The organism is Acetobacter sacchari, from assembly GCF_017377715.1.
GTDB classification, from domain to species: domain Bacteria; phylum Pseudomonadota; class Alphaproteobacteria; order Acetobacterales; family Acetobacteraceae; genus Acetobacter; species Acetobacter sacchari.
The window spans coordinates 293824-311910 of record NZ_JAFVMF010000001.1; the positions used below are offsets into that span (position 1 = coordinate 293824).

At 62.6% G+C, this 18087-nt stretch carries 20 protein-coding genes; 10 read left to right on the forward strand and 10 right to left on the reverse strand.

The genetic code is table 11. From position 1 onward, the window contains the following. Positions 1-169: 169 nt before the first annotated feature. The 4 genes from J2D73_RS01310 (at position 170) to J2D73_RS01325 (ending at position 3824) form a co-directional block, all read left to right on the forward strand. Positions 170-721, forward strand: coding sequence for a Fur family transcriptional regulator (locus J2D73_RS01310; RefSeq protein ID WP_341535000.1), 552 nt, complete (start codon positions 170-172; stop codon positions 719-721). Then, complete coding sequence (locus J2D73_RS01315; protein WP_207878617.1) at positions 721-1569, forward strand: GNAT family N-acetyltransferase; 849 nt, start codon at positions 721-723, stop codon at positions 1567-1569. Before J2D73_RS01310 ends, J2D73_RS01315 begins: the two co-directional genes overlap by 1 nt. A gap of 103 nt (positions 1570-1672) precedes the next feature. Then, positions 1673-3262 (forward strand): apolipoprotein N-acyltransferase, encoded by a 1590-nt coding sequence (gene lnt, locus J2D73_RS01320; RefSeq protein WP_207878619.1) that lies wholly within the window; start codon positions 1673-1675, stop codon positions 3260-3262. 91 nt (positions 3263-3353) lie between these two features. After that, positions 3354-3824 (forward strand): helix-turn-helix domain-containing protein, encoded by a 471-nt coding sequence (locus J2D73_RS01325; protein ID WP_207878621.1) that lies wholly within the window; start codon positions 3354-3356, stop codon positions 3822-3824. 61 nt (positions 3825-3885) lie between these two features. On the opposite strand, the gene J2D73_RS01330 is transcribed toward J2D73_RS01325, so the two are convergent. The 3 genes from J2D73_RS01330 to J2D73_RS01340 all read right to left on the reverse strand — a co-directional run bounded on the left by J2D73_RS01330 (position 3886) and on the right by J2D73_RS01340 (position 6706). Continuing rightward, complete coding sequence (locus J2D73_RS01330) at positions 3886-4212, reverse strand: hypothetical protein (RefSeq protein WP_207878623.1); 327 nt, start codon at positions 4210-4212, stop codon at positions 3886-3888. Between the two features lie 362 nt (positions 4213-4574). Beyond that, positions 4575-5315, reverse strand: coding sequence for an ethanolamine ammonia-lyase subunit EutC (gene eutC, locus J2D73_RS01335; RefSeq protein ID WP_207878625.1), 741 nt, complete (start codon positions 5313-5315; stop codon positions 4575-4577). Next, positions 5312-6706: an ethanolamine ammonia-lyase subunit EutB gene (locus tag J2D73_RS01340; protein ID WP_207878627.1), complete on the reverse strand. Its 1395-nt coding sequence runs from the start codon at positions 6704-6706 to the stop codon at positions 5312-5314. The genes eutC and J2D73_RS01340 overlap by 4 nt, the downstream gene beginning before the upstream one ends. A gap of 177 nt (positions 6707-6883) precedes the next feature. On the opposite strand from J2D73_RS01340, the gene ssb reads away from it, so the two are divergent. Next, a complete protein-coding gene (gene ssb / locus J2D73_RS01345) occupies positions 6884-7441 on the forward strand; it encodes a single-stranded DNA-binding protein (protein ID WP_207878629.1) in 558 nt (185 codons plus the stop codon). A gap of 388 nt (positions 7442-7829) precedes the next feature. On the opposite strand, the gene J2D73_RS21240 is transcribed toward ssb, so the two are convergent. Further along, positions 7830-8213, reverse strand: coding sequence for a winged helix-turn-helix transcriptional regulator (locus J2D73_RS21240; protein WP_207878631.1), 384 nt, complete (start codon positions 8211-8213; stop codon positions 7830-7832). A gap of 104 nt (positions 8214-8317) precedes the next feature. Between J2D73_RS21240 and J2D73_RS01355 the strand changes: the two genes are divergently transcribed. Next, the gene (locus J2D73_RS01355) at positions 8318-9319 is read left to right on the forward strand and encodes a zinc-binding dehydrogenase (RefSeq protein WP_207878633.1); all 1002 of its coding nucleotides are present in this window, start codon (positions 8318-8320) and stop codon (positions 9317-9319) included. A 110-nt stretch (positions 9320-9429) separates the two neighbouring features. Here J2D73_RS01355 and hflX read toward each other — a convergent pair whose 3' ends face one another. The 3 genes from hflX to J2D73_RS01370 form a co-directional block, all read right to left on the reverse strand. Then, positions 9430-10791 (reverse strand): GTPase HflX, encoded by a 1362-nt coding sequence (hflX, locus tag J2D73_RS01360; RefSeq protein ID WP_243429519.1) that lies wholly within the window; start codon positions 10789-10791, stop codon positions 9430-9432. Between the two features lie 317 nt (positions 10792-11108). Continuing rightward, complete coding sequence (locus J2D73_RS01365) at positions 11109-11729, reverse strand: hypothetical protein (RefSeq protein WP_207878637.1); 621 nt, start codon at positions 11727-11729, stop codon at positions 11109-11111. Positions 11730-11741: 12 nt separating this feature from the next. After that, entirely contained in the window at positions 11742-11990 is a 249-nt protein-coding gene (locus J2D73_RS01370) for a hypothetical protein (protein ID WP_207878639.1), read from the reverse strand. 64 nt (positions 11991-12054) lie between these two features. Here J2D73_RS01370 and J2D73_RS01375 point away from each other — a divergent pair, with 64 nt between their 5' ends. Then, positions 12055-12912, forward strand: a complete 858-nt coding sequence (locus J2D73_RS01375; RefSeq protein ID WP_086643430.1) for an EcsC family protein — start codon at positions 12055-12057, stop codon at positions 12910-12912. A gap of 188 nt (positions 12913-13100) precedes the next feature. Here J2D73_RS01375 and J2D73_RS01380 read toward each other — a convergent pair whose 3' ends face one another. Then, positions 13101-13256, reverse strand: a complete 156-nt coding sequence (locus J2D73_RS01380) for a hypothetical protein (protein WP_158093393.1) — start codon at positions 13254-13256, stop codon at positions 13101-13103. A 116-nt stretch (positions 13257-13372) separates the two neighbouring features. Then, a complete protein-coding gene (locus J2D73_RS01385) occupies positions 13373-14341 on the reverse strand; it encodes a 2-hydroxyacid dehydrogenase (protein ID WP_207878641.1) in 969 nt (322 codons plus the stop codon). A 413-nt stretch (positions 14342-14754) separates the two neighbouring features. Here J2D73_RS01385 and aat point away from each other — a divergent pair, with 413 nt between their 5' ends. Genes aat through J2D73_RS01400 form a run of 3 tightly spaced genes read left to right on the forward strand, consistent with a single transcriptional unit; the run spans position 14755 to position 16877 of the window. Beyond that, entirely contained in the window at positions 14755-15447 is a 693-nt protein-coding gene (gene aat, locus J2D73_RS01390; protein ID WP_408736814.1) for a leucyl/phenylalanyl-tRNA--protein transferase, read from the forward strand. 51 nt (positions 15448-15498) lie between these two features. Further along, the gene (locus tag J2D73_RS01395; RefSeq protein WP_207878643.1) at positions 15499-16281 is read left to right on the forward strand and encodes a DUF4412 domain-containing protein; all 783 of its coding nucleotides are present in this window, start codon (positions 15499-15501) and stop codon (positions 16279-16281) included. Between the two features lie 47 nt (positions 16282-16328). After that, complete coding sequence (locus J2D73_RS01400) at positions 16329-16877, forward strand: hypothetical protein (protein WP_408736815.1); 549 nt, start codon at positions 16329-16331, stop codon at positions 16875-16877. A gap of 137 nt (positions 16878-17014) precedes the next feature. On the opposite strand, the gene J2D73_RS01405 is transcribed toward J2D73_RS01400, so the two are convergent. Then, positions 17015-17716: an SH3 domain-containing protein gene (locus J2D73_RS01405; protein ID WP_243429521.1), complete on the reverse strand. Its 702-nt coding sequence runs from the start codon at positions 17714-17716 to the stop codon at positions 17015-17017. Positions 17717-18087: the final 371 nt, after the last annotated feature.

Sequence of the window (18087 nt, forward strand, 5' to 3'; positions counted from 1 at the left end):
AGAGGTTCGCCCTCATCGAAGGCGGGCTGAAACGGGAGCGGCGGACGATGGCGCGGACGCGCGTCCTGGTAATGTACCAGTGGACAAACTTCGGTTGAGTCGGCTACGCGACTTGCTCATGGATCGCAAACAGGTCGGCGATAGGATAAGCGCCGTGAACGCACGTTCGATCGTATCGGAAGACGCGCCCGTCCACGGGACGAGCGCAACGTCTGTACAGGAATCTCGAATCGCCAGGCTGTGCGTTGAGCGCGGCCTGAAGATGACCGGCCAGCGTCGCGTGATCGCACGCGTTTTGTCGGATGCAGAGGATCATCCGGACGTCGAGGAGCTTTACCGCCGGGCGACTGCTCTGGACTCCCGTATTTCGGTGGCGACGGTGTATCGCACCGTTCGCCTCCTTGAAGAGAAGGGAATCCTTGAGCGCCGCGATTTCGGTGGTGGTCGGGCGAGGTACGAGGCTAGCGAGCATGGTCGCCATTATCACCTGATCGACATTGACACCGGCAAGGTGATCGAATTCGAGGATGAAGAGCATGAGGCGCTGATGCGCCGCATCGCCGAGCGTCTGGGCTTTGACCTGGTCTCGTTGCGGATGGAGCTGTTCGGTCGGCGCGTTCCCGCGCAGGAAAGCGCCAGTGCGGGCAAAGCAAGCGACAAGGCGGGCGCGGCGGGGCGCGAGCGCAAGACGCCTGCCGCACGTGGCGGGGGAAAAGCCTGATGAGCGCTGAAAAGCCGAGAGGTTCGACACTTTCCACGCTGGACCTTGATCGCACAGGGTTCCACGAACTTCGTGGCGGCAATCTCGGTGTGCGCATCGCCACGACGGACGCGGAGAAAGACGCGGCGCAGGCGCTGCGCTATCGCGTGTTCTTCGAGGAAATGGGCGCCCATCCCGACGCGCAGGCGCAACGGTTGAAGCGCGACGTCGACGAATTCGATGATTATGCGGATCATCTGCTGGTTATCGATCACGCGATTTCTTCAGGGCCGGAGGGCGTTGTCGGCACCTATCGCCTGATGCAGGGCGACGCGGCGTCGAAACTGGGACGCTTCTACAGCCAGAGCGAATTCGACATTTCGCCGTTGACCGAATTTCCCGGCAGGCTACTTGAAGTCGGACGCTCCTGCGTTGATGCGCGTTACCGTGGGCGGGCGGCCATGCAGCTGCTCTGGCGTGGCATCGCATATTATATCTTCCTGCATCAGATCGATGTCCTCTTCGGCTGCGCGAGCTTGCCCAGCCCGAACCCGGACGATCTGAGCGAAGAGCTGACATATCTGTATCAGAACCATCTGGCACCGCCCGCGCTGCGTGTTCGCGCGCTGCCGGAGCGCCGCGTGGAGATGCTTCGGCGCGACCCGCTGACCATCGACACGCGAAGCGCGCTCGCCAAGCTGCCGCCCTTGATCAAGGGGTATCTGCGGCTGGGCGGTTATGTGGGGGACGGGGCGGTCGTTGACCCGCAGTTCAACACTACCGACGTCGCGGTCTTGGTCAAAAGCGAGCTGATGGCCGACAAGTACTACCGGCATTATGAGCGGCGGCTGCGCGACGCGCTCGACTAAGTCGAGTCCGGCGCTTCGCGGGTTGTTCGTAAGAGTTTAGGCGAACGCTTCATTCAGAATGGGCCGCGTGCGGTCCATCTTTTTTCAGGATTGGCATCGCTGCATGAACGCCCCCATCGCGGACACGCTTTCGTCTAGGGCGAAGCGTCCGCGTTTTTTGCAGCGCCTTCTTCCAAAAGCCGGCGCGTTTCTGAAGTTGGCGGCCTCTGGCGCCGTCGCCGCCCTGGCCTTTCCTCCCGCGCATCTCGTGTTTGTGCTGCCGTTCGCATTTCTGATGCTGATGCGTGCGATCAATGGCTCGCGCGACATGCGGCAGGCGGCATGGGCCGGGTTCGCCTTCGGCCTGGGGCTGCATACGGCGGGGCTGTACTGGCTGACCAACGCCATTCTTATTCGTGCGAGTGAATTTTGGTGGTTCGTGCCGCTGGCGGCCCCCGGTTGCGCCGTCATTCTGGCGCCGTTCGCCGCCGTGCCTGCGGCCCTGTCGCGCCTCGCGCCGCGCGGCTGGCGGCGTGGCGCGCTATTCGCCGGGGTTTGGACGCTGTGTGACATGGGGAGGGCGTTCCTCTTCAGTGGATTCACGTGGAACCCTCTGGGTAGCGACTGGGCGTTCCATGGTTTTCTCGGCGATGTGATGATCCAGCCTGCGGCGTGGATCGGCGTCGACGGGTTGACGCTGCTGACGGTTTTGCTGGCTGTGCTTATGCCGCTCGGACGTCGGGAGGCGCTGCTGGGCGTCGTCGTCTTATTCCTTTGGGGCGCGGTCGGCGCCTGGCGTTTCGAGACTGTCGCCTCGGGCGTGAAGACCGATGAGCGTGTGTCGCCGATCGTGGTGCTGGCGCAGGGCAATGTGGCGGAGAAGGACAAGATCGGCCGCGCTGATGTGCGGACGGTGTTCGAGCGCTATCTGCGTCTGACTTCGGAGGGCGTGAAGGCGGCGGTGGCTGAGGCGGCGTCTGCCCAGGGTCCTGCGCGCCCGGTCGTCTATGTCTGGCCGGAGACCGCGTTTCCGGGCGTACTCGAGGAAGAACCGGAGGCGCGTTCCATGATAGCGCGAGCGGCTACCGGCGCGGCGGCGGGAATGATCGGCTCCCTGCGGCAGGCGAGCGACGGGCACTGGCGCAACTCGGTCATCGCTCTGGATGATAGCGGCGCGGTGAAAGGCGCCTACGACAAGGCGCGGCTGGTGCCGTTCGGCGAGTATCAACCGGCGTTCATCCCTCTGCAGATTGTGCCGGGCGGGGGCATGACTCCGGGACCGGGCCCCGTGACGTGGCGTTTGCCGGGGCTGGCCCCTGTCGGTCCGCTGGTGTGCTACGAGGTCATTTTTTCCGGCCATGTGGTCGACCGGCGCCATCGACCGGACTGGCTGGTCAATGTGACGAACGACGCCTGGTATGGCGACAGTGCGGGCCCCCGTCAGCACCTGGCGGCAGTCAGGATGCGTGCGGTGGAGGAGGGATTGCCCGTCGCGCGTGCTGCGAACACCGGAGTCAGCATCGTATACGACGCGCGCGGTCATGATATGGGGCGGCTGGAATGGGGACGGGAGGGCGTGCTGGTCCGGGCTCTGCCACCTGCCTTGCCGCCGCCTTTTTTCGCGCGGTTCGGGCAGGAGATACCGCTGGTTTTCTGTGTATTGACGATCGTCGTTGCAGTTTTTGGGCGTCGCCTCCCGCCGATTAGTCGATAAACGGTTAACAAACACATCTTTTGGTTGTAAAATTAGCATCTGTTTGAATGTTTTGCCGCTTTGCGGTCGAAGTTAAGGATGCTGAACGGCGATGGGAGAAGAAACCGGGCGGAGTACGGAGCGTGACGTCCACGTTGGTGGGCGTATCCGCTTGCGTCGCACGCTGCTTGGCTTGTCGCAGGAAAAACTGGGCGAGGCGATCGGGCTGACCTTCCAGCAGATTCAGAAATACGAGCGGGGCACAAACCGGGTCAGTGCGTCTCGCCTCTACGATATCGCTCACGTTCTCGATGTGCCGATCGGCTTCTTCTTCGATGACATGAACGCAGATGCGCCGCCTGCTCGGCCTGTGGCAGGGGGCGGTTTTGTGGCTGGTTTTGCTGAGGCACAGCAGGGTTTTGGCGGCCCGCCTGCGGGCGGCGGCGGTTCGACCGGCGTTGATTCCGGCGTGCTGAACCGCCGGGAGACCATCGAACTGGTGCGCGCCTATTATCGTATCCCCGACGAAGGTGTTCGCAAACGGGTCCTCGATCTCATTCGCTCCATGGCGCCTGCGGAATAACGCAGCGAAGCATCGTCCGCTCGTAACTTCCGTCAACTGCAGCGCGGCGTAACGACGACGATCAGCGTGGGTCGGGTGCGGGGGGAATGGGCATCCAGTGGGTGGCCCGCGCCTTAGGGGCAGTAATCCAGCGACCGTATTCCGGGTCCCAGCGGTCCAGCCATGTATAATCGCCGCGCCCGTCGATATGGTTGAACAGCAGCACCGCCGTCCCGTCTTTCGGCGCGCTTGCTATATCGCGCCAGAGGGTCGCCACGAACGTGTTCAGGGCCAGCCGCATACGGGTGCGGTAGAGCGACTGCGCCATCGGGTTCAAGGTTTCCCACGACCCATCGCAATAGTCGTAGTATGAGCGGGCTGCAGCTTCCAGTTGTTCTTCAGAAATCATGCGTCACTCTCTCTCTGGACCTTCGTCCTGCCGGACGAACTGATGCGCCGGGCGCTTCGAAACGCTGGCGTATTTTCGGTCGACAGGGCGGAGACGGGCGAGCAGTCGGCGTGTCGTCCTGAAGTCTGAAGTCGCGTTGGAAACATTAGGCCGAATGCGTCGGTCCGGTTCAAGGCGAACTGCGTCACGTTACGTTTTTATAGCGTTAAGCCTTAATGGCCAGTTTCCGGCGAGCGGGCGCTTTTGCCTGGGTGGGTCCGCCTCGCTTATTTTCGAAAAAACGAAGGTCGCGAAATATCACGCATGTTCGCCGCCTGGCCGGCAGGCGATTCCCTGACCGGTTTTCGCGCTCCGGGCGGCGTTCAAGCAGAGGGCAGGGCTGCGCTCGGGTCGTCTTTAAGATTTACGCCTGTGCCGCCGATCCTGAGCGCTTCACGCAGCAACCATGCGAGTTTTTCAGCCGCAGACTCCGGCGAAAGGCCGCCTCGGGGGTGGATGTTGGAGATGCAGTTCCGTTCCGAATCCGCGCGTCCCGGACGCGGGTTCGCCGTGACGTAGAGGCTGAGGCTGTCGGCCACGCTCAGTCCCGGCCTCTCGCCAATCATCATGACGACGAAACGGGCTGCGAGTCTTTCGCCGATCTCGTCGCCCAGTGCGACGCGCGCCTGATGCGCGACGATGATGGGGGCGACGCTCCAGCCGGGCAATGCTTTGAGGCAGGCGGCGAGAACGCCGGGTGCTTGTCGCGTAACGGCGGTTGCGGAGAGACCGTCGGCGAGGACAAATACGACGTCATACGCGCCGGGCGGCAGACGGGAGGCATCCTCTTCGGCCAGTTGGCGGCCGAGATCGGGCCGCTGGAGAAAGGTCGCTCTGTCTGTCGCGCGACTGTGGACCTCGATAACGTCATCCAGTCCAAGAGTTGCGGCGTCAAGCGTTGCGCCGACGGCGTTGCGCGCCTGTGCGTGGGCGAGTTGAAAAGCGAGCACGTCGCGAGCCGGGATGGCGTCTCCGCATCGACCGAGACCCACTCGGGCGATGGTCAGATCCCGCAGATCGGCCCACGGATCGACGCCCCTTGGCTCCGGCGTCTGATCGTTCATGCCACGAGGCCTCCCGTTGGACCGATTACGCGGCCAAGCTGCTGCGGCGCGGAGACGCGCATCCTGCCTTCCGCCGTCAGCATGTCCTGACGACGCAGCCACGCCTCGAATTCAGGCGCGGGCGGGCGATCGAAGGTGGAGCGAAGGGTCAGGATGTCGTGGTATGACAGGCTCTGATACCCCAGCATCACGTCGTCGGAGCCCGGAACAGCGATCAGGAAATTCACGCCCGCCACCGTCAGAAGCATCATCAGATCGTCCATGTCGTCCTGATCAGCCATCGTGTGATTGGTGTAGCAGACGTCGCAACCCATCGGCACGCCAAGCAGCTTGGCGCAGAAATGATCTTCAAGCCCGGCGCGGATGACCTGTTTGCCGTCGTAGAGATATTCCGGGCCGATGAATCCGACGACGGTATTCACCAGCAGTGGACGGAATGCGCGGGCGACGGCGTAAGCGCGGGCTTCCATCGTCTGTTGGTCCACGCCGTGATGTGCGTTGGCGGATAGGGCTGCGCCTTGTCCGGTTTCGAAGTAGAGCGCGTTGTCGCCTACCGTTCCCCGCGCCAGCGAGCGCGCTGCGTCGTCCGCTTCGCGCAGGATGTCGAGCGTGACGCCGAAGCCCGTATTCGCGGCCTGTGATCCGGCGATCGACTGGAAGATCAGATCGACCGGCGCGCCCCGTTCCATCAGCCTGATGGTGTTGGTGACATGCGTGAGCACGCAGCTTTGGATCGGCATGTCGTAGCGCTCCCGCACGCCGTCGATCATGTCGAGCAGAACTTTGATGTCCGGCAGGCTGTCGCTGGCGGGGTTGACGCCTATCACCGCGTCCCCGACGCCCATCAGCAGCCCGTCGAGCATCGATACCGCGATGCCGCGCACGTCGTCCGTCGGATGATTGGGCTGTAACCGCGAGCCGAGCCGACCGCGCAGCCCCTGCGTATTGCGAAAGGCGGTTTTCACCTCGACCTTGCGAGCGACAGTGATCAGGTCCTGGTTGCGCATCAGCTTGCTGACTGCAGCCACCATCTCCGGTGTAAGGCCGGGCGCCAGCGCGGCGATGGTCGGGCCGCCAACGTCGTAACCGAGGAGCCAGTCGCGAAAGGCGCCGACCGTCATATGTGCGACTGGCGTGAAGGCTGCGCGGTCGTGTGTGTCCACGATCAACCGCGTCACGTCGTCGGTTTCGTACGGAACCAGCGGGTTTTCAAGAAAGTCGGTCAACGGAACATCCGCCAGTGCGTAACGCGCAGCGACCCGTTCCACATCGTCGGCTGCTGACAACCCGGCGAGTTGATCGCCGGAGCGCATCGGCGATGCACGGGCGAGCAGGCGCTTCAGGTCTGTGAACGCGTAGCTGGTTCCATCAAGTGCGGCGCGGTAGGTCATGGCCGTATTTCGTCCGGGCGCTGGGGCTAATCGCGATTGTTACGGACACGACGTTATCACGCTGTGCCGATTCTGCGACCCGCGATGTCACGCAGTTGCGACTTCAGGCTCGACTGGCGCCTCCGCCTCCAGTACAGCAGGCGCAACGGATACATAGCAGAGCGTAAGGGACGGCCCATGGCAGGCAGCGTCAACAAGGTGATTCTGGTCGGCAATCTGGGCAAGGACCCGGAGACCCGCACCAGCCAGAATGGCATGAAGATCGTGTCGTTGTCGGTCGCGACCAGCGAGACGTGGAACGACCGCGCCTCCGGCGAGCGCCGCGAGCGTACGGAATGGCACCGCGTTGTGGTCTTCAACGAGCGTCTGGCCGACGTCGCCGAGCGGTTCCTGAAGAAGGGCCGCAAGGTCTATCTGGAAGGCACGCTGCAAACCCGTAAATGGACTGATCAGTCAGGGCAGGAGCGCTACACGACCGAGGTCGTGCTGGATCGCTTCCGTGGAGAACTGGTGCTGCTTGACGGTCGCGGCTCGGGCGACGGTGATGGCGACGAGGGCGGTTACGGCGGCGGTAGCGGCGGAGGCGGTGGATATGGCGGCGGCGGAAGCCGCAGCCCTGCCGCGCCGCGCCAGATCGGCGCTCCTGGCGGCGGTGGATCACGCGGCGGCGGCGCTCCTTCCAGCGGTGGATGGGACGCGCCGGGCGGCGATCTGGACGACGAAATTCCGTTCTGAGGAGCGGCGGCCGAAAATATTGTTGGGGTGTTTCGGGGGCTGCGGAAACGCGGCCCCTTTTTTATGCAGTTATGAGCCGCCGTAATCTGGACGGGCGGTATTTTTTAACTGAGGTGATAATCCAAGAATTGGAAAAATTATTTTAGCAAAGGCCTTTGTCGATTTTTGTGGCTTTTTCTGAGTGATCCTGAGGAGGAGGTTCGTCGCCATCGCTGCTTTTTACGAACGCAGGAAAAAGTAGGGCGAGTTCATGAGATTAGGAAAAGAGGTGAAAGGAAACAGGAAAGATCTTTTGATAAAAATAAAAAAGGTTATATGCGCGGAATCGCGCTGTGATGATCAGTTTACCTCAGGAAAGCAACAACTCTCAGATTCTTTCGTGCTTTCCTCAGCGCACGGCCGGTTGATCTGATGCATTCACCATAAGCCCCTGATCGTCGTTTCCAGATTCTCCTCTAATGGTGTCGCGATGGGAGAGTCCCCATTCAGCCATAGACTGCATGACGGGTCGCAGCGTTTCCCCCAGATTGGTGAGTCTGTATTCCGTCTTTGGAGGGATCACGGGATATGCCAGGCGTGACAGTAACCCCCACTCCTCCAGCTCACGCAGTTCTTTTGTCAAAATGCGATCACTGATCGGCGGGCATGCTCTTCGTATTTCCGAGAACCGTAGTGGTTGGCTGCGTATGAGTGACCATACGATACGAGCTTTCCATCGTCCGCCTAATATTTTCGACGTAAACGCGACAGGGCATGGGGTCGTGAGTTGCATGGTTCCGACACTAACAAATATATCCGCACTTGTGTAAAATTGGCGTTCATACTTCGTTGTCCCGGAAGACGATTTTCATAGAATCAACCGAAGGAGATGCGAGGATGAAGGCGATTTGCGTAACGAAAACCCGGCAGCTTGAGGTGCGCGAGGTCCCATCGCCAGCGTCGCCTCCTGACGGCCATATTCTGGTGGACATTGCTGCTGCCGCTATCAATCATGGTGATAAAACTTTCCTCTCAAGGCCGACGATCGCCGCAGGTTTGAAGACCAGTCTCAATGAAATCTGGGGAGCTTCCGCTTCAGGAAGGGTGCGCGAAATCGGCAACGGCGTGCCAGCGGAGTTCGTGGGAAAAAACGTGGCGCTCTATCGGTCGCTGACGTCAAGCCCGCACATCGTCGGGTTATGGTCTGAGCAAGCTGTCGTGCCCTGCACCAGCGCCATCATTCTTCCCGATTCCGTCGTGGTCGAGGATTATTCCGGGTCTTTGGTCAATGCGATAACAGGATACGCGTATTTGGAGGAGGTTCTGTCAGAGGGGTGCGGAGGCATTATCGTAACGGCAGGAGCGTCTGCGACGGGCCTGGCGATCGCGGCGATCGCTCGCAGAAAGCAGATTCCGGTGCTGGCTCTTGTGCGCTCTGAGCAGGCTGGCGAAATCCTGCGCAGATCAGGCGCAGAACATGTTCTCTGTACAAACGCGGATGATTTTGAGCGTCATTTTTCGTCACTTGCTGGTCAGCTCGGCGCGACGGCTGTCTTCGACGGAGTTGGGGGCGAGTTGATAAATCGGATCGCTCCTCTGTTGCCGTCAGGATCTACGGTGTCGTTTTATGGCTTCCTTGGCGGAGCAAGTCCTATCTCCATTCCGTCTGTGCTCTTTGTAACAAAGACGCTGGAAATGAAAGGGTTTAGCAATTTCAACAGCGTCACGGTCAAAGATGCAGGCGCGCTTCGTGGCGCACTGGCGTATCTCGAAGGCATCATCATTGATCCGCTGTTCAGGACGCAATGTGGCGAGAGATTCAGCTTTGATGAGATTGAGGACGCCATGGCTTATGAAACAAGGCATGGCGCACGAGCAGTTCTCGTCCCGAAATTATGATACGTGAGCGACAGGAAGTTAGAGACGCCACGATGAGAATATAGCAGGCGTGCAGTCTGGACCCAGATAAGCGGTTGCGCGTCGCGTCCATGACGCGCTTGGGAAACATTTCACCCCGCAGCGAGGCTCCGTTTCAACCTCGCGATGGCGCCGGACAGGCCGCGCACCGTCAGCACGCGACCCGTTTCGTCATGGTCTTCCGACAGAACCCGCGCGCTTTCGTAAATCTCGCCGATCAGGTTTTGCTTTGCGTATGGCAGCGTGAGCACGTCGTCCACCATTCCGGCTTCGAAGAACGCGATAATGGTTTCGCGCAGATCGCTGACGTTTTCGGGGTTGTGGGCGGAGAGCGTGATTGCGTCGGGATGTTTCTCCATCAGAGCGGCGCGTCTTTCGGCGTCCACGCGATCCATCTTGTTCAGAACGAGCCGGGATGGGACAGCATCTGCGCCGATTTCATGCAAGACGCTGCGGCTGACCTCAAGTTGCGCTTCGTAGGTGGGGTCGGAAGCGTCGACCACGAACAGCAGCAATGACGCCTCCAGCGCTTCGGACAGGGTGGAGCGGAACGAGGCCACCAGATCGTGGGGTAACTGCTTGATGAAGCCGACTGTGTCGGAGACGAGCACGCGCGGTCGTGTTTCGGGCTGAAGAATGCGAACTGTCGTGTCCAGGGTTGCGAACAGCTTGTCCTGTACGAGAACTTCGCTTCCGGTCAGGGCGCGCATCAAAGACGATTTGCCTGCGTTGGTGTAGCCGACCAGAGCGACGCGTAATTGATCCCGGCGGGTGGACCTGCGGTGATCGCTGTCTCGCTGCACGGCTTCCAGTTGGGTTTTTATCTCCGCCAGTCGGTCGCGAATCTTGCGGCGATCCAGCGACAGGTCGCTTTCGCCCGCGCCGCGTCCCTGTTGCCGCCCGCCGCCGCTAGCGGATTCACGCAGACGTGGCGCGACATATTTCAGGCGCGCCATCTCCACTTGCAGCTTCGCTTCGCGGGTGTTGGCGTGGCGATGAAAGATTTCGACGATGACGCCGGTGCGGTCCAGCACCTGCGCGCCCGTGGCGCGTTCGAGGTTGCGGATCTGGCTGGGCGACAGTTCGTGATCGACGATGACGAATTCGGGTTTGCGGGTGGCGTCCGCAGAGGTTTCGGCCGGCTCATCCGGTTCGTCGGCCTCCTCGGCCTTTTCGAACCGGCGTCGGGCCTTGGTCATCGGGGCCGTCGCCATGGACGTCACGACGCCGCTGCCTCCGGTTATCGCCGCCAGCTCCTCCAGTTTCCCCGCGCCCAGCAAAAGTGCGGCGCCCGTGCCCTCCCGTTTTTGCGACACCGAGCCGACGACCTGATAGCCCAGCGTTTTCACCAGCCTTCCCAGTTCTTCGAGGCTGGCTTCATGCGCGATGTCGTCCACATCGGGCGTCTGGATGCCGACAAGCACGGCGAGCGGAATTGGGGAGGCAGTTTCCATAATGCCCGCCATAGCACGGAAATGTTCGGGTCCGTAGGGCGCCGAATGGAGGCGAGCGACCGTTCCCCGCTGAAACGGCTACGGCGATTGGTGCGCGGTTGCGGCAGGAAAGAACTGCACTGCGGAGGCGTGCACGAGGCGGCTCCGTCAGGAGACGGGCGAACACCTGCGTAAGAGCACGTCACATCGGCGTCGGGGACGCAACTGACCACTTGGCTGCGTCATGCCCCGGGGTGGCGAGCGGCGTCAGTTATAACGGTATCGAGTGCAGTTCGACGCGGGCGGGGAGACTGCAGATGAAAGCTGACGACCTGCTATTACGGCTCGCCGGCGGCGCCCCATGCGCCCGGCGCGTTGCGGCCGTTGCCCGGCTGTCCGCCGTAGGTCGTGTAGGTAAAGGCGCCGTTATAAGGCGGCACGACGGGCGCGGTCACGTGCAGGGTGTATCCTCCCATCGTTGCGAGCGGCGTCGAGCTGCGGTCGTCGCGCGGCGTCTGCTGGGCGTCAACCGGCGCCAGACCGGGGCCTCTATGCGCCGTGATCTGTGGAGAATGCGCCTCCAGCACAACGTCCATGTCCTGAACAGGCACGTAACCATCGGGCGGAGGAGGGGCCTGCTCTTGCGATTCAAGAGACTGAGGCATGGGATGGTCGGACGTCGCCGCGTCGGCGGTCGTCTGGGCGGAGCGACTGTGTTGCGCCCCGCGCGTCCGGACGTGCTTCGCTGCGCTTCGCGCGGGAGCCTGTGTGAGCGACGAGTCGGAAGTCTGCATCGCGTCGTCGGGCGCGGCGAGCGCGTTTGTCGAGGACAGGACGGTCGAGGCGCTGAGCGCAAGCAGGACGGCGAAAGTCTGCGGGCCCATGCGGCGCGTTACAGCGCCGGATTCGCCGGGAACGTTCGTTGTTCTCGCGGTCAAGCCAAGTATGTGGCGAATCATGATGAGCCTCCCTCAAGCGTTGCCGGTTTCTACTGGATCGCGGGCGACGCGCCAGCCCGCCCTGAGCGTCGCCGTGTAAGCCCGGCATGGTCGACACGTAGCCTGAACTCCCGATCCGTCTTCGCGCAGGGCGAGGTGGATGGGCGACGTTTCGAGCCAGCGAACAGGGTTCCACCGTGCGCCTTTAACGTTGGTTTCGCAACGCTTGCGGTCAAGGGGCGTTTCCGCAACCCTGAGCGGGGTCTGCGCGCTATAATCCACTCTGGATAAACAACTCCGAATCATCGATTCTGGCGCGCGACATAGTGAGACAGGACGGACTTACATGAATCTCAGCACGGGAAGCGACCTCGCTCCGCTGGCCCTTACGGGCAATCAGATCGCGGAGCTTGAACGGGCGCTCGATCAGGTGGAGTCAGGACGGGGCGTTCTGGTTCGTCTCGCCGATTTGATGGGCGGCGCCGTCGGCCACGCCACACGGCTTGGTCTGCGTGGGTTGGGCATGGCCCCGAACATGCAAGAAAAGCTGCGCGGGATCGCGGAAACCGCGATTGCCCGCGCCTTCGATATGGCGATCCTCGGACTTGGCGGCCCGGCCGAGACAACGCCCCGGACAGGCGAGGGGGAAAGTCTGGCGCCGTCGTCCGGCCGTTCCATGCGCGGGACGGCGGTGCAGGCGGCTGTCGCGGTGTCGGGCGCTGTTGGCGGCTTCGCCGGAATCGCTGGGCTCGCTCCGGATATCGGGTTCACCACCCTGACGATCATGCGTGAGATTGCGCGCATTGCGCGCGAGGAAGGAGAGGACTTGTCTGATCCCGACGCGCGTCGGGCGTGTCTGGAGGTGTTCGCGCTCAAGGCGTTCCCGAATGCTGGCGAAGGGCGGGAGAGCGAGCTTGGCTATTTCTCCGCACGGACGGTGTTGCGTGGACGCCCCGTGGTGATGCTGATCGCCGAGGTCGCGTCGCATTACGGCCTTGCGATCGGGCAGAAGATTTCGATGCAGTTGATGCCTGTGGCGGGCGCGTTATGTGGCGCGTCGTTGAACGCGGCGTTCCTGGCGCATTACAGGGCGCTTGCACGGGCGCATTTCACGATACGGCGGCTTGAGCGCGAGCACGGGCCAACGGTTCGTGAAACGGCCCTCGCGTTGCGCGATCAGGCGTTCAGCCGCGCGGGCGGCTGAAATCCTTTGTGCCGGGCGGATTCCTGAATGTCCGTTGACGGTGCGTTCATGCGCGCGGTCAACCGGCTGCGCGGGCAAGGTTCGGAGGCTGCGTACGCATCATCGCGCGGAACATCGGCGTGCGAGACGTTTCGCGTGAAACATCGTTTCGAGGTGGCGTTTGAAATCAGTCCCGGCGTTTGCGTTGGTCAGGCGCGTTCGCGTAGCGTGAACACGGCCGCCGGTATTCCCAGAATCATGTAAACGACGCAGGCGACGTCCGCAGCGTTCGCGTAGTGCGGCGCGACAAGGCCGACCACGCGACTCCCGACGATACCGATTAGGCAGACGATAAGCATATGCATTGCGTGGTCTTCTTTCGTCTCAAACGCCGGTCGGGTTCACCGGGCGCGAGTGCGACGGCATAAATCCAACCTGTCGGATTTATGCCGCCACGTCAGGAATATGGAAATACCTGAGATCAGACGGGGGAGGGCAGGGGCGCGTCGGCGACCGCCGCCACGACGTTGTCGAGCGCGAGCATGCCCATCGCCGTTCGCGTCTCGACGGTCGCGCTCCCCACATGAGGGGTCATGTACACGTTCGGGGCCGCGAGCAGCCGAGGGTCGGGGTTTGGCTCGTTGCGGCACACGTCCAGACCGGCGGCAGCGACTTGCCCTGAGGCAAGGGCGGCCAGCAAAGCGTCCTCGTCGACAAGGCGTCCGCGCGCCGCATTGACGAAGATTGCCCCACGGGGAAGAAGCGCCAGCGTTTCGGCGTTGATAAGGGAGTCGGATTCAGGGCCGCCCGGCAGGTGCAGACTTAGAATCTGCGTCTTCGGCAGCATCTCTCGCAAATCGGCGACCCATGTGGCGCCGTGCTCCAGCTCCGGGGCAAGGCGACGGCGGTTGTTGTAGAGCACGGTCATGCCGAAACCCTGCGCACGGCGAGCGACGGCCTGTCCGATCCGTCCCATGCCGATAATGCCCAGCGTCTTGCCTGACACGCGCTGGCCGAGCAGTTCGTCCATGGCGAGTGTCCGGCCCCAACCGCCGCGCATCACGGCGGCATACTCGCTCGCGCGCCGGGCGGCGGCGAGCATGAGAAAGAGCGCGAGGTCTGCGTTGCACTCAGTCAGCACGTCGGGCGTGTTCGTCAGGGCGATTCCCCGCGCGTGAATGGCGTCTACGTCGAGGTGATCGAGACCGACGCTGACCGTGGCGATCAGCTTTACGTCGGGTGGCATACGATCGAGGACGTCTTTCGTGATCGGCGTGTGGTGCGTGACCAGCAAGGCGACGGCTTTTCTCTCCCGCGCGGCTTCCAGCAGCGCATCGGTGGACAACGGCGCGTCTGGCGGCGGCGGGGCGTCGAATTCGGCGGCGATGCGGGCCTCGACCGCATCCGGAAGGCGAAGGCTGCGGACGATGCTGGGGCGGCTTGCGGACATGACTGTCTCCGGTCTCGGGATATGCGGGGGCGGAACCCGACGGCGCTTTGCTACCCTATGTAGGGTTCTTCCGTCGCCTCAACACAGCGTAAGCAGGAGTTCGCTGTTTCGTGGTCGTCGGGAAGGCTGCGAGCCGGCGGGAGGCTGGGATTGCGGTCGGTGTCTCCGGCAATGCGCCGGAATCGTTCGTCGTTCCGATGGAAACGCTTCAGAGGGCGATAACGCTGGATAAAATATTCACTGAAGGCATTTCCCTTTAACCGATGTTTCGTGAAAATACTTTGGAGCGGATCGGGCTTCCCGCTGGTCGGAGATGTGCGGCTGCTGGGCTGCCTGCGAACCGAAAGGTCGAAACCGGACCCGGGTATTGACGCAATCGGATGCGCCCTTCGGAGGTGAGAGACGCGATGCGTATGCGGCGAATGCCATCGTTGACGCCCGCGATGATGTTGCGCGCCTATGCCGCCGGGCTGTTTCCGATGGCCGACGGCGCCGATTCATCGCGTCTGCGCTGGTACGACCCTGATCCACGTGGAATCATGCCGCTCGACGCCTTCCATCTGCCGCGCAGGCTGCGAAGGACGGTTCTGGGTTCCCGTTTCACGGTGACGGCTGATCGAGCGTTCGAGGAGGTGATGCGCGCCTGCGCAGCTCCAGCGCCGGGACGTGAATCGACCTGGATCAACGAGGACATCGTAAGGGTGTTCTGCGCGCTTCATGAGGCGGGATGCGCACACAGCATCGAGGTCTGGCGAGAAGGCGCGCTGGCTGGCGGGTTGTACGGGGTTTCCATCGGCAGGGCTTTTTTCGGCGAAAGCATGTTCAGCCGCGCAACCGATGCGTCCAAAACCGCGCTCGTGCATCTGGTCGCGCGGCTAAGGCTGCGGGGCTTCGTTCTGCTCGATACGCAGTTTGGGACTGAGCATCTGGCGCGCTTCGGGGGGATCGAGATTCCGGCGAACGATTACAAGAAGCGGCTGGAGCTGGCGGTGGCGGCGTCGCCTTGCTGGGAGCGGTTTGAAGATCTCGATCCGAGATTGGTTGACGATGAAATCCGCGCGATGGGTGGCCGGCCGGAAGTCGACGCCAGATCCTTACCCAGTTGACTTCCTGTCTGTCCGCGCGTTGCCTGCGCTGAAACATGTGGGAGGAGCGTCGTGAAAATACAGGGTCACATCCCCCCGGAGAACGGGGTGTCGCGGCGGCCGGCGGCAAAGAGGCGCGCCGTTGCGTCGGGGCTGCTTTCGTTGGGATTCGCACTGGCGGCGGTATGCGCGTCCGTCGGACAGAGCCGTGCGGATGCTGATCATCCTGCGCTGATGCCAACGCGCGACGCAGTCGTCACATACGAGGTGCGCGCCGATGGTTCGCAGGAGCCGCAGAGTGTGAAGGTCTGGTTTTCGGCGCAGGGCGCACAGCAGCGTATCGATTCGCCCGACGGCTCCGGCTCAACGATTCTCAACCGAACCAGCAAAGAGGTGGTCATCGCGCTGCACAAGCCGAGGATCTACACGAAGCTCGAACAGCGCGACGGCGTGCGCAGCCCGTTCCTTCTCGATGTTTCGATGCAGTTCAAACGCGAGGGTGAGTCGACGATTGCGGGGACGCACTGCACGGACTGGACAGTGACGTCAGGCAGGGGGCAGGCGACCGCTTGCGTGACTTCCGATGGTCTGATCCTCCGTGAGAATGGCGTGGACGCGGACGGGATCAACGGCGCCCTCGTCGCTAAAACGATCAGTTACGAGCCGATACCGCAAAGTGTATTCTCGCCGCCCGCCGGTTATCAGGAAGTTCACCGTCATCGCATCGCCCCCGGAGGCGGCGCTGGCGCTCCGGTGCTCGGCCCGGCTGGCGCGGCCGGGGAGGGGGCGGCGACTGTAGCGCCTGTGACCGGACAGCCAGGCGTGGTAGCGGGTGACGCGGCGTCAGGTCGTTGATGCCGCGGGCGTTCCGAAGAGGGAGAGTGCTGCTTCTGTTGGCCGTCATATGCGGGGCTGAGCCGATCTCTCGTAGTCTGGCTGCGGATGACGGTGCGACAGGGCCGTTCGTGACTCCGTCGGTTGACGTCGATGTCCGGTATGAAATGGCGTCTCCCGATGGCGGGAAGCCGGTCGGCCAGCGTATGCGCTGGCAGGTCTCTTCGCTGCGGCAGAGAATCGATCCGGAAGGATCGGCGGTCTACATGGTCACGTCCTGGCGCGACGGGACTCTGGCCGTCGTGGACACGCTGCATCGCCGACGGAGCGTCATGCCAGCCCCCGGTGCCGCCTTGACGCCGCCTGGGCAGGTCGCCCCGGGATCTTTTCAGCGTCTGGGTTCGGACATGGCGGCTGGCCAGAGCTGCGTCCTCTGGCGCACCGCGGATCAGGATGGGCGACCGGTGGACGCGTGCTACACTGTGGACGGGATACTCGTGCGCGTATCGCAGCAGGGGCAGGTAAAAGTGAACGCCGTGTCCGTCTCCAGAACGGCGCAATCCGATGACGTGTTCGCTGTGCCGTCTGACTTTGCCGTCGCGGCTCCGGCCCGCTGATATGACCCGGAGCAATTCGCGAGCGTCTTCCGCGGGGAAGGTGGAAGCGCCGTAGGCGGGAAGTCGGGTTTCGAGTCACCCGGCGGGATATCTGTGCAGGCGACTTTCAATCTTCGAAGACCGCCTGCGCTGTGATGTCAGCCAGGGCCGTGGCCACCAGGTCCTTGCCCCCCGCCGCCTTGCCTGTCGCCCCCCTGTCCCGGTCCACGTCCTCCTTGTTCGCCGCGATCGTTTCCTCCTTGGGGGCGGCCCTGATCGCCGCCGCGCGATCCGGGTCCCATTCCGCCGCCTTGCTGGTATCCGGATCTGAATTCTGAATGCTGGCCCATGCCGCCCATGCCGCCCATGCCGCCCATGTTGCCGCGTCCGGACCCTTGTCCGCCGCGATTGTCCCAACCGCCACCGCCCCACCTGTCACGATCGGAAAACCAAGGCTGCGAGCGGTAGTGGTTGTTCCAGTAGGAGCCGAACGCGAACGAAATGAGCGGCAATCCCATCATCGCGCCATAGGTCATGGGCGACCCCATGCCCCCCTGATAAGGCAGTTGAATGTTCTGCCCCGGAACCCATCCGCGCAGAGGCCCAACTGCAACGTCGCACCACCCCCATCCGGACAGGCAGCCGAAGGTAGCTACCTGGGTTCCCGGTTGAAGAGAACCGACCAGCGGGTAGGAAGGGTCTGGGCCGGAGTAGAGATAGCTGCCGTCAGGAATGAACGCGGGCGTCTGTGCGTGCGCCGCGTTGATCGCTGCGGGCAGGGTGGCGAGGAGCGTGGCGGACAACGCTACGAGACGCATCCGGGCCTGAGGAGTTTCAGCGTATTTTCTGAGCCGTGGCATGAAGGGCGTTCCTGATCTGTCGCGCCGCGCCCGTTGATCACGGTGCGGCGTGGGCATGATTTCGCGATATTATGGCGGGACGATGAACGCATGTTCGTCGTGGCGGGAGGCGGCTTTTGCTCCTGATGTCACAGGTCCGGCGGATAAAGCCGTGTTTGCATTTATGGAGAGGTGAGCGGGACATATGTTTCGGTCTGACGGTCGTGGCCTGAGAGGCTGCTCGTCGTCCGGAAAATTGTTCCACACTGTAAAGATGTCAGTAAGCACGCGACCTTGTTTCGGGCGAGAGGCGTTCTGCGTTCGTCATTTATGTTCATCGTGAGGGTTGGTGCGAGCTCAGCCGACTGTTGTGAAAATCGACCCGTTCCGCC

Coding starts and splice junctions, on each gene's coding strand:
- ssb (WP_207878629.1), top strand. CDS start 6,884: ATGGCAGGCAGCGTCAACAAGGTGATTCTGGTCGGCAATCTGGGCAAG.
- hflX (WP_243429519.1), bottom strand. CDS start 10,791: ATGGAAACTGCCTCCCCAATTCCGCTCGCCGTGCTTGTCGGCATCCAG.
- J2D73_RS01380 (WP_158093393.1), bottom strand. CDS start 13,256: ATGCATATGCTTATCGTCTGCCTAATCGGTATCGTCGGGAGTCGCGTG.
- J2D73_RS01405 (WP_243429521.1), bottom strand. CDS start 17,716: ATGCCACGGCTCAGAAAATACGCTGAAACTCCTCAGGCCCGGATGCGT.
- eutC (WP_207878625.1), bottom strand. CDS start 5,315: ATGAACGATCAGACGCCGGAGCCAAGGGGCGTCGATCCGTGGGCCGAT.
- J2D73_RS01385 (WP_207878641.1), bottom strand. CDS start 14,341: ATGTCCGCAAGCCGCCCCAGCATCGTCCGCAGCCTTCGCCTTCCGGAT.
- J2D73_RS21240 (WP_207878631.1), bottom strand. CDS start 8,213: ATGCAACTCACGACCCCATGCCCTGTCGCGTTTACGTCGAAAATATTA.
- J2D73_RS01365 (WP_207878637.1), bottom strand. CDS start 11,729: ATGATTCGCCACATACTTGGCTTGACCGCGAGAACAACGAACGTTCCC.
- J2D73_RS01355 (WP_207878633.1), top strand. CDS start 8,318: ATGAAGGCGATTTGCGTAACGAAAACCCGGCAGCTTGAGGTGCGCGAG.
- J2D73_RS01340 (WP_207878627.1), bottom strand. CDS start 6,706: ATGACCTACCGCGCCGCACTTGATGGAACCAGCTACGCGTTCACAGAC.
- lnt (WP_207878619.1), top strand. CDS start 1,673: ATGAACGCCCCCATCGCGGACACGCTTTCGTCTAGGGCGAAGCGTCCG.
- J2D73_RS01375 (WP_086643430.1), top strand. CDS start 12,055: ATGAATCTCAGCACGGGAAGCGACCTCGCTCCGCTGGCCCTTACGGGC.
- J2D73_RS01315 (WP_207878617.1), top strand. CDS start 721: ATGAGCGCTGAAAAGCCGAGAGGTTCGACACTTTCCACGCTGGACCTT.
- J2D73_RS01330 (WP_207878623.1), bottom strand. CDS start 4,212: ATGATTTCTGAAGAACAACTGGAAGCTGCAGCCCGCTCATACTACGAC.
- J2D73_RS01325 (WP_207878621.1), top strand. CDS start 3,354: ATGGGAGAAGAAACCGGGCGGAGTACGGAGCGTGACGTCCACGTTGGT.
- aat (WP_408736814.1), top strand. CDS start 14,755: ATGCGGCGAATGCCATCGTTGACGCCCGCGATGATGTTGCGCGCCTAT.